The following is an 8,018-nucleotide window of genomic DNA, read 5'->3' as shown; positions in this document are numbered from 1 at the left end:
GTCGCCGCCAGGTCTTCCAGTCCACCTTTACCACCGCGGGGTGGAGCAGCCCGGTAGCTCGTCAGGCTCATAACCTGAAGGTCATAGGTTCAAATCCTATCCCCGCAACCACAGCTTCAAAAAACCCCAGTCCGGAAACGGGCTGGGGTTTTTCTTTGTTCGTGCATTCGGGTCTTCGACCTGTGGACGATCTGCTTTAATCTGAAATGGAAATTTTACATGGGCTTAGGGCTCCGGGGGGCCTCGTGACCACGCAGATCTATATCGCCATGCACAAGGAGACGGCCGAACTGCCTGGCCGCGCTTTCGTTCCCATTCAGGTCGGCCGGGCCGACAGCAGGCGGGCGATCTGCGAGATCGGCGACGATACCGGGGACAATATTTCCACCCGGAACGCCAGCTTCTGTGAACTGACAGCCTTGTACTGGATATGGCGGAATACGTCCGGGCAAGGGCATGTCGGGTTGTTCCATTACCGGCGTCACCTGAATTTCTCCGGCAGGACATACCGGGAAAACGAGTGGGGCGTCGTGGATTATCCTTGCCTGGATGAGTCCTATATTCGCGCCAATGCCCTGACGGACGAACATGTCGATACCCTGGTGTCGGCCTATGACATGATCCTGCCCAAGCGCTGGGACGTCCGGCAGGCCGGATCGCGCACCATGTGGGATCACTACCAGAAGGGAGGCGCGCACCGCGCTGCCGACTACGATGCGGCCATCAGGATCCTGACCAGGAAATATCCGGACTATGCGCGCTTCGTTGCCCCCGTGAACGCGGACCATAGCGGATATTTCACCAATATCTTCGTCATGCGCCGTGATATATTTGACGAATATTGCTCCTGGATTTTTGATATATTGTTCGATCTTGAAAAAGAGATTGATCTCGCAAGCTATTCCCTGCAGGAAACGCGGGTTTTCGGCTATATATCCGAATGGCTGTTCAATATATTCGTCATGAAGTACCGGTCGGATCATCCGGATATCAAGGTCAGGGAACTGGAGCGGACGCTGATCCTCGACCCTGCGCCGCGCGCGCGGATCGCGCCTGTCTTTTCCACCAATGCGGTGCCGGTGGTCCTGGCCTTCAACAATAATTTCGTCCCCTATGCCGGGGCGTGCATACAATCCATCCTGAATAGTTCGAAAGATCACTTCAATTACGACCTGATCGTCATGAATGACGATATTTCCGACTATAATAAATCCCTGATCGAGGGATTGGCGGCAGGCGCCCCGAACGTTTCGATCCGGTTCGTCAATCCCCGGGGATATTTCGCGGATTTCGACCTGAAGACTCATATGCATTTTTCGAAAGAAACGTACTACCGTCTTTCGATCCCCGAAGTTTTCGAAAATTATGGGAAAATCCTGTATATCGACGCGGACATGATCGTCCGGCGCGACCTGGCCGACCTGCTGCGGGTCGATCTGGGCGGGAAGGCGATCGGCGCTGTCCGGGATTGTGTCATGACCGGATTTCGGAAATTCGGCACGCCCGCCCTGGCGTCCTGCGGCGGGCAGGAGGCCGAGACCTATGTCGCGCACTATCTGGGGCTGGCTGACCCCGCCGGGTATTTCCAGGCCGGCATTCTCGTCTTCGATCTGCAGCGGATGCCCGTCGATATAAAGGGGCGAATCCGTGCGGCATTCCAGCGCCGGCCGACATATTGGTTCCTGGATCAGGATATTCTCAACATCGCGTTCCAGGGGCACGTTCATTATCTGGACATGCGGTGGAACGTCTTCCACGGAAACGGGAATGTCGGGAGTTTCTTCAAAAACCTTCCGCTATCGACATGGAAGGAATATGAAAGCGCGCGCAGGGACCCCTATGTGGTGCATTTCGCGGGTGAGCAGAAGCCGTGGCTGTGGCCCTCAACCGATTTCGCCGAATGCTTCTGGATGGTCCTGCGTCAGACCCCCTGGTATGAAACCACGCTGCTGGCCTGCATGGAGGGGTATCGCCAGCGCAGGAGGGCCGGGGCGGTCAGGGCGTCGTCCAAGATCGTCCTGAAAAAATTCGCCGACCGGACCGCGCCGGTCGGCACCAGAAGACGCGGGCTGCTGCGGCGTCTCTATCGCAGGGTCACGTCCCGATAGAAACGCCCGACGCGCGGGGCCTCTATGCGACCCGGTTGGCGGGCGCGCCGCCGGCGAAGGCGCGGATATTGTCCAGCGTGGTGTCCATGATGCGCTGGAACGCCTCGACCGTATTATAGGCATTATGGGGCGTAACCAGGACATTGGGATGGGACGTCAGGGTATGGTCCGCCACGACGTCCTTCAGCACGCTGGCCGTTTCGGTCGTTCCGGCCTTGAACAGGGCGTCCTCCCGCCGAAGCAGGGGTTCCTGGGGCAGGACATCCAGCCCGGCCCCTCCCAGTCGCCCGCTGGCGAGCGCCCGGATCAGGGCAGGCGTATCGACGACCTGCCCGCGGGCGGTATTAATCAGCATGGCCCCCGGCTTCATCTGGTCGAATTCCCGATCGCCGATCAACCCGATCGTTTCGGGCGTCGCGGGGACATGCAGGGTGACGATGTCGGCCGCCGACAGCAATTCGGGCAGGCTTGCATACCGAAAGGCGGGCGTTTCCTTCAGCTCGGCGGAGGGGAAGGCGTCGAAGGCGACCACTTTCATCCCGAAGCCATGGGCCATCTCGATCGCGCGGCGCCCGATGCGGCCGGTTCCCACGACGCCGAGCACCTTGTCGCGCAATTCGAAACCGCGGGCCGGCACATAGCCGAATTCGCCGCGCCGCGTCGCCTCGACGCATGCCACGAGATGCCGGCTGAGCGCCAGCAGCAGGGCGAACGCATGCTCGGCGACCGTCGCGTCCCCATAGGCGGGAACGGTGGACACCACGATCCCATGGGCCATGCAATAGTCCAGATCGACATTGTCGTACCCTGTCGCGCGGACCGCGATCAGGCGCAGCTTCGGGAACTGGACGAGCACCGCCTTGGACAGGGTGCAGCCGACAAAGGTACTGACGATTTCGCTGTCGGCGTAATTGCCGGCGATATGTGCATCCAGCGGCAATGCGGTAGAGCCGACCGTGAAGCCCGGACCGAGGGCCGCCGCCGCGGCGACGACCTCGGCCTCGTTCGCCGCGAAAAACGAAATCTTCATCATGGCCCCGCTTATTCCTGGCGTTGAACGTCCGTCGGTTGCAACCGTCCGACCGGAATGCCGTACACTGCTGCCTAACAGCATAGGCGCGATGTGATCCTTGATCGACATCAAGGCCCCGCCGCCGGAAGGGGGCGGTCGGTCCTTTCGGTCTCGGCAAGTGTCAGCGCAAGGACCGCAAGGCTGGCGAGCGCCGCCATGACACTGTGGGAAATGCCGAGATTTCCCGAGAGCAGCGGCAGGGGAAAGGCACAGAACAGGGCGAATTTCCGCCAGGGCAGGAAGCTTCGCTCGCATCCGTCGCGTACCAGCCAGGCGATGGCCAGGCCGGACAGGGTCAGGTCATAGAACATGGTCATCGGGGTGGCCACCGGCGTGGCCGCCGCGATCAGCGCGGCCCGGATGGGCAATCGGCAGGGGCGGGACCAGGCGCGATAGACGGCGCAGGCAAGAAGAAGGGTGGTCATGGCCTGGACCCCATAGGCCAGCCAGAGGGGGGCGTGGAACGTGAGCAACACCCCGAACGGCGACGTCAGGGACGGGACATGCACGGCGCCCGTTTCGTATGTGCCGTGAGCCTGCCGTGCGATATTGAAAAAGGCGGTCCATGTGTCCCGCCCGAAGATCGCGAGCGAGACCAGAACGAGGGTGGCCGAGGCGCCGATCGCCGAAAGGATCGCACGCCAGTTGCCCTGCGCGAGAAGGGCGACGGGAAAGAACAATCCGAGTTGCGGCTTGTAGCAGAGCATGCCGACGATCAGGCCGCCCAGGATGGGGCGTTTGTCGAGCAGGAGGGTCGCCGTGCCGAACAGCGTCACGGTCAGGAGGGCGTTCTGTCCGACCCCGATATTCCACAGCGTGGCAGGGAATGCGACGCCGACGACGACCGTCGTCCATGTCGGCGCGCCCAGGACCCTACGCAGGACCATCAGCGCGGCGATCAGGGAAAGGGCCTGGAAGGCGAGGAACGAGGCCAGATAGGGCAGTCGGGCGAATGGGGCGCAGATCAGGAGAAAGACCGGCGGATAAAAGAAATGAACGTAGGGAATTCCGCTTTTCCTGGCGAGTTGCTCGGCGGCATGGTGTGCGGCCGGATCATACACCTGCGCCGATGCGCCGGCATTCGCCTGCTGTCCCGCCGCGTAGAAACTGACATAATCCGTGCTTGTCGGGTGTTCGACCGACCCGATCATGCCGTGGGTGCCGAGGATGAGGAGCGCCACAAAAAGCAGTTCCACCAGCAGGAAGGTCGTTGCGTATCCGACCACCCGTTCGCGGTGCAGCCATGTGCCGTGACGTAGGGCGTAAATGACGGAGCCTGCCGTATATTTTCCGGAATCCATGGAAGTGGTCTATCGCCCTGAATTCATTATGGTCCGAACCGGCATGCAATCCGGATGGATGAAATCATCACGCTCGCGGATGATGGCGATGCCAAGGCGGAAGCGCCTTGTCCCCTGCTTGTCACGGCCATGCAAGCAAAAAGAAAATTGCGGGAGGGAACTTTTTTGAAACGTCCATATGGACAGGAATAAGGCTTCCAGCTATATGGTTAACGATCACTTAATTATCATCTCCTGGTAAATCTACCATTTTCAATGGGCAGTACAGTGTCCATATGCGTGATTAATCGGGAGAGGGAATGGCGATAATGATACAGTATATATCTGCAGCTCTTGCCCTGAAGTCCGACCGGCGCGGCGTGACGATGCTGGAGTACGGGCTGATTGCGGCCCTTGTTGCGGTCGTCGTGATTGGTGCGATCAGCACGCTTGGCACCGGGCTGAGCGGCATCTTCACCTCGGTTGGGAGCGATGTCTGAGGGCTGCCGGTAAGGCGTCTCGTTACATCGTGCTTCGCTCTGCGCGCTGGTCGATTGGAACAGGGAATCATGAGGATGTTTCAGCATCTGATGAATCTGACTGATCTGAAGCGCGATCGGCGTGGCGTGACGATGCTGGAGTACGGACTGATCGCGGCCCTTGTGGCGGTGGTTGCCGTTGCGGCGGTGCGGACGATGGGTGGGCAGTTGAGTTCCGCGTTTGTCACGGTTGGTGACGACATACCGGCCTCTGCGTCCGGATCCTAGCGGCGCGGGTGTTCATGCATGGCATGATGGAACGTTGAGTGTTGTTCCTGTCGGCGGCATCGGTTGTTTCATCTTGCGTGATCGGTGTCGCCGGCGTCCTGATTGTCGCCTCGGTGCATGACGTCGCGACCCGGACCGTTTCAAATCGGCTGGTCCTGGCGCTGGCGATCCTCAGCGGCGCGATTTCGGTCGCGAGCGGTCATATCCTTGCGGGACTGCTGTCCGGCCTGACGATTTTCGGTCTTGCGACCCTGTGCTGGCGGTGCGGCTGGATGGGGGGCGGGGATGTCAAGTTGCTGGGCGCCGTTGGTCTCGCCCTGCGGCCGGGACAGATTCTGCCGCTGCTGACAGGCGTGGCGTTGGCGGGGGGTGTCCTGGCCTGCATCTACCTTGTGGCGCGTGCCTGTGTGGCGGACCGTGTTCCATCGGTGCGTCCATGCGGTCTGGTCGGGCGGGTGCGGCGAATTGAACGCTGGCGTCTGCATCGAGGATGTCCGTTGCCCTATGTCTGCGCCATTACGGCGGGGAGCCTGTTCGTTCTCCTGTAGGGCGTGGTGTCATGATTTTTAGGCTTGTCTTCTTCGTTCTCATGGCAGTCGGCCTGGGGGGCTTCGGCGTGGTGGCATGGATCGCCACCCGTCCGCCGCCGACTCCGGCCCAAGGCGTGCCGGCGACGGTACAGGTGCTGGCCAGCGCGCGTCCTCTGGACGGGGGAAGCCTGCTGAAACCCGAAGACATCACCTCCCTTCGCGTGCCCCGCGGGAAGGAAGGCGAAGGGACGGCGCCCGATACCGCCGAGGAACGGCAGGCCCTGGTGGGCGCAATGCTGCTGCATAGCCTGGGGGGCGGCGCGGTTCTTCGTGCGTCGGACCTGCTGCATTCCGGGGATCGCGGCTTTCTGGCTGCGGCGCTGAAGCCGGGAATGCGGGCGGTGACCGTCGGGGTCGACGCCATTACCGGGACGGCCGGCCTGATCTGGCCCGGCGATCATGTCGACCTGATCCTGACCCAGACCTTTGCGAGCGGCGCATTGCCGCCGGACCGCCGTATCGCAGCGGAAACGGTATTGTCCAACGTCCGCGTCATCGCCATCGACCAGCGGCTGGTACAGGGGGCGACATCCGAGAAAGAGCAGCAGCAGGCCCGGACCGTGACGCTGGAGGTCTCGCCGATGCAGGCGGAACATGTTTCGGTCGCGACGCATCTGGGGCGCCTGTCGCTTGCGGTGCGCGCGGCGCAGCCTGCCACCTTGCCCGAAGCCGTGCCGCAGGCTGCCTGGGCGGGCGATGTGTCGGCGACACTGCGTGCCGGCGATGCGCCGGGCGCGCCCGGATCCGTGGTCATTTACCAGGGTAGCACGGACGGGAAGGAGTTTCATTTCTGATGCCTGGTTTTTCCCGTCCGGCCGTGCTGCGCCTGGCCCTGTTCCTTCCGGCATTGTACGCTCCGCTGGCTGTCGCCCCGGCTTCGCCGGCTCACGCGGCCGGGCGACGGGCGGTGACGTCCTATCACGTCGGTCTGGAGGTCGGGGGCGGCCATATGGAAAGCCTGCCGCGCCCGGCGACCAAGATATTCGTGGTCGACCCCAAGGTGGCCCAGGTCCGGCCGGCCAGCGCCACCAGCATGTTCGTCTACGGCATGGCGTCGGGCCGGACGTCGATCCTGGCAACCGACGCCGAAGGCCGGACCGTCGCCCAGTTTATCGTCGACGTCGCGCCGTCGAGCTACGGGGCCGCGCAGGCCGAAGCGCATATCGCGCGTCAGTTTCCCGACAGTCAGGTCAAGGTGCAGGCGGACCAGCATAGTCTGATCCTGACCGGCGTCGTGGACTCGCCCGAGGTGGCGGCGAAGGCCGAGGAAATCGCGCGGGGATACCTGGCCGACAACCAGGGCCTCAACAATCGCATCGCCATCCGGTCCGCCACCCAGGTGACGTTGAGCGTCCGCATCGCGGAAATGGACCGCAACGTGGTGCGCCAGTTGGGGGTTGACTGGCAGGCGGTCGGCAACATGGGCAAGTTCGGCAGTTTTCCGGCCCTGACGCTGAACGTGAATGCCAGCACGGCGACCTGCGTCGCGACCCGCAATCCGTTCTGCCTGGGCAGCAACGTCAACGGCGTGATCGACGCGATGGCGCAGGACAATCTGGTGCGCCTGCTGGCCGAGCCCAACCTGACCGTCATGAGCGGGCAGAGCGCCAGCTTCCAGGTCGGCGGCCAGTATCCGATTCCGATGGCGCAACAGGCGGGGGCGATCTCGGTGGCCTTCAAGAGCTACGGTGTCAGCCTGACATTCCTGCCGACCGTCTACAGCAACGGCCGCATCAACCTGCATGTCGCACCCGAAGTCAGTCAGCTCAGCAACCAGAACAGCGTATCGGTGACGACGTCGGGCTCGACCTCGGTCATTCCGGCGCTGACGGTGCGGCGGGCGGAAACCACGGTGGAACTGGGAAGCGGCGAGACCTTCGCGATCGCCGGCCTGCTGGAAGATTCCCTGACCGACACGACCAAGGGCATTCCCGAAGCGGTGGATATTCCGATCCTGGGATCGTTGTTCCGGAACACTTCCTTCAATCGCCAGGAAACGGAACTGGTCATTCTGGTCACGCCGTATCTGGTGCGGCCGGTCGCGCAGAAGGCCGACATGACCCTGCCGACCGACAGTTCGGGCGTGCCCAGCGAGATCGAGCGCCTGCTGCTGATGCGCCAGGTGCGCCCCCGGCAACTGGCGCAGCCCATGCATATTCCCGGCGATGCCGGTTTCTATGTCCAGTGAGGCGCCTGATGGA

Annotated in this window: 9 protein-coding genes and 1 tRNA gene; 8 read left to right on the top strand and 2 right to left on the bottom strand. The window is 62.3% G+C overall.

Going from position 1 to position 8,018, the window contains the following annotated elements; all coding sequences use genetic code 11:
• The first annotated feature begins 34 nt into the window (after window positions 1-34).
• Together HLH21_RS07755 and HLH21_RS07750 are read left to right on the top strand one after the other, a co-directional pair.
• Window positions 35-111 (top strand) — tRNA-Met (locus HLH21_RS07755).
• Between the two features lie 134 nt (window positions 112-245).
• Window positions 246-2,108: a DUF4422 domain-containing protein gene (locus HLH21_RS07750; protein WP_182942982.1), complete on the top strand. Its 1,863-nt coding sequence runs from the start codon at window positions 246-248 to the stop codon at window positions 2,106-2,108.
• A gap of 22 nt (window positions 2,109-2,130) precedes the next feature.
• Here HLH21_RS07750 and HLH21_RS07745 read toward each other — a convergent pair whose 3' ends face one another.
• Window positions 2,131-3,141, bottom strand: a complete 1,011-nt coding sequence (locus tag HLH21_RS07745; RefSeq protein WP_246379386.1) for an NAD(P)-dependent oxidoreductase — start codon at window positions 3,139-3,141, stop codon at window positions 2,131-2,133.
• A gap of 107 nt (window positions 3,142-3,248) precedes the next feature.
• Entirely contained in the window at window positions 3,249-4,481 is a 1,233-nt protein-coding gene (locus HLH21_RS07740; protein ID WP_182942980.1) for a glycosyltransferase family 87 protein, read from the bottom strand.
• Between the two features lie 54 nt (window positions 4,482-4,535).
• Between HLH21_RS07740 and HLH21_RS07735 the strand changes: the two genes are divergently transcribed.
• From HLH21_RS07735 to HLH21_RS07710, 6 genes are all read left to right on the top strand, one after another.
• Window positions 4,536-4,673 carry a hypothetical protein gene (locus HLH21_RS07735; protein ID WP_182942978.1) on the top strand — a complete coding sequence of 46 codons (138 nt, stop codon included), beginning with the start codon at window positions 4,536-4,538 and terminating at the stop codon, window positions 4,671-4,673.
• A gap of 107 nt (window positions 4,674-4,780) precedes the next feature.
• Window positions 4,781-4,960, top strand: coding sequence for a Flp family type IVb pilin (locus tag HLH21_RS07730; protein WP_182942976.1), 180 nt, complete (start codon window positions 4,781-4,783; stop codon window positions 4,958-4,960).
• 90 nt (window positions 4,961-5,050) lie between these two features.
• The gene (locus HLH21_RS07725) at window positions 5,051-5,227 is read left to right on the top strand and encodes a Flp family type IVb pilin (RefSeq protein ID WP_246379384.1); all 177 of its coding nucleotides are present in this window, start codon (window positions 5,051-5,053) and stop codon (window positions 5,225-5,227) included.
• A gap of 38 nt (window positions 5,228-5,265) precedes the next feature.
• The gene (locus tag HLH21_RS07720; RefSeq protein WP_182942972.1) at window positions 5,266-5,775 is read left to right on the top strand and encodes an A24 family peptidase; all 510 of its coding nucleotides are present in this window, start codon (window positions 5,266-5,268) and stop codon (window positions 5,773-5,775) included.
• An 11-nt stretch (window positions 5,776-5,786) separates the two neighbouring features.
• Window positions 5,787-6,611 (top strand): Flp pilus assembly protein CpaB, encoded by an 825-nt coding sequence (cpaB, locus tag HLH21_RS07715; RefSeq protein WP_182942970.1) that lies wholly within the window; start codon window positions 5,787-5,789, stop codon window positions 6,609-6,611.
• Complete coding sequence (locus tag HLH21_RS07710; protein WP_182942968.1) at window positions 6,611-8,005, top strand: type II and III secretion system protein family protein; 1,395 nt, start codon at window positions 6,611-6,613, stop codon at window positions 8,003-8,005. The genes cpaB and HLH21_RS07710 overlap by 1 nt, the downstream gene beginning before the upstream one ends.
• Window positions 8,006-8,018 lie beyond the last annotated feature (13 nt).

The sequence above is a fragment of the Gluconacetobacter johannae genome (genome assembly GCF_014174305.1).
In the GTDB taxonomy this organism is placed as follows: domain Bacteria; phylum Pseudomonadota; class Alphaproteobacteria; order Acetobacterales; family Acetobacteraceae; genus Gluconacetobacter; species Gluconacetobacter johannae.
This window is presented reverse-complemented; position numbering and strand designations above follow the sequence as displayed.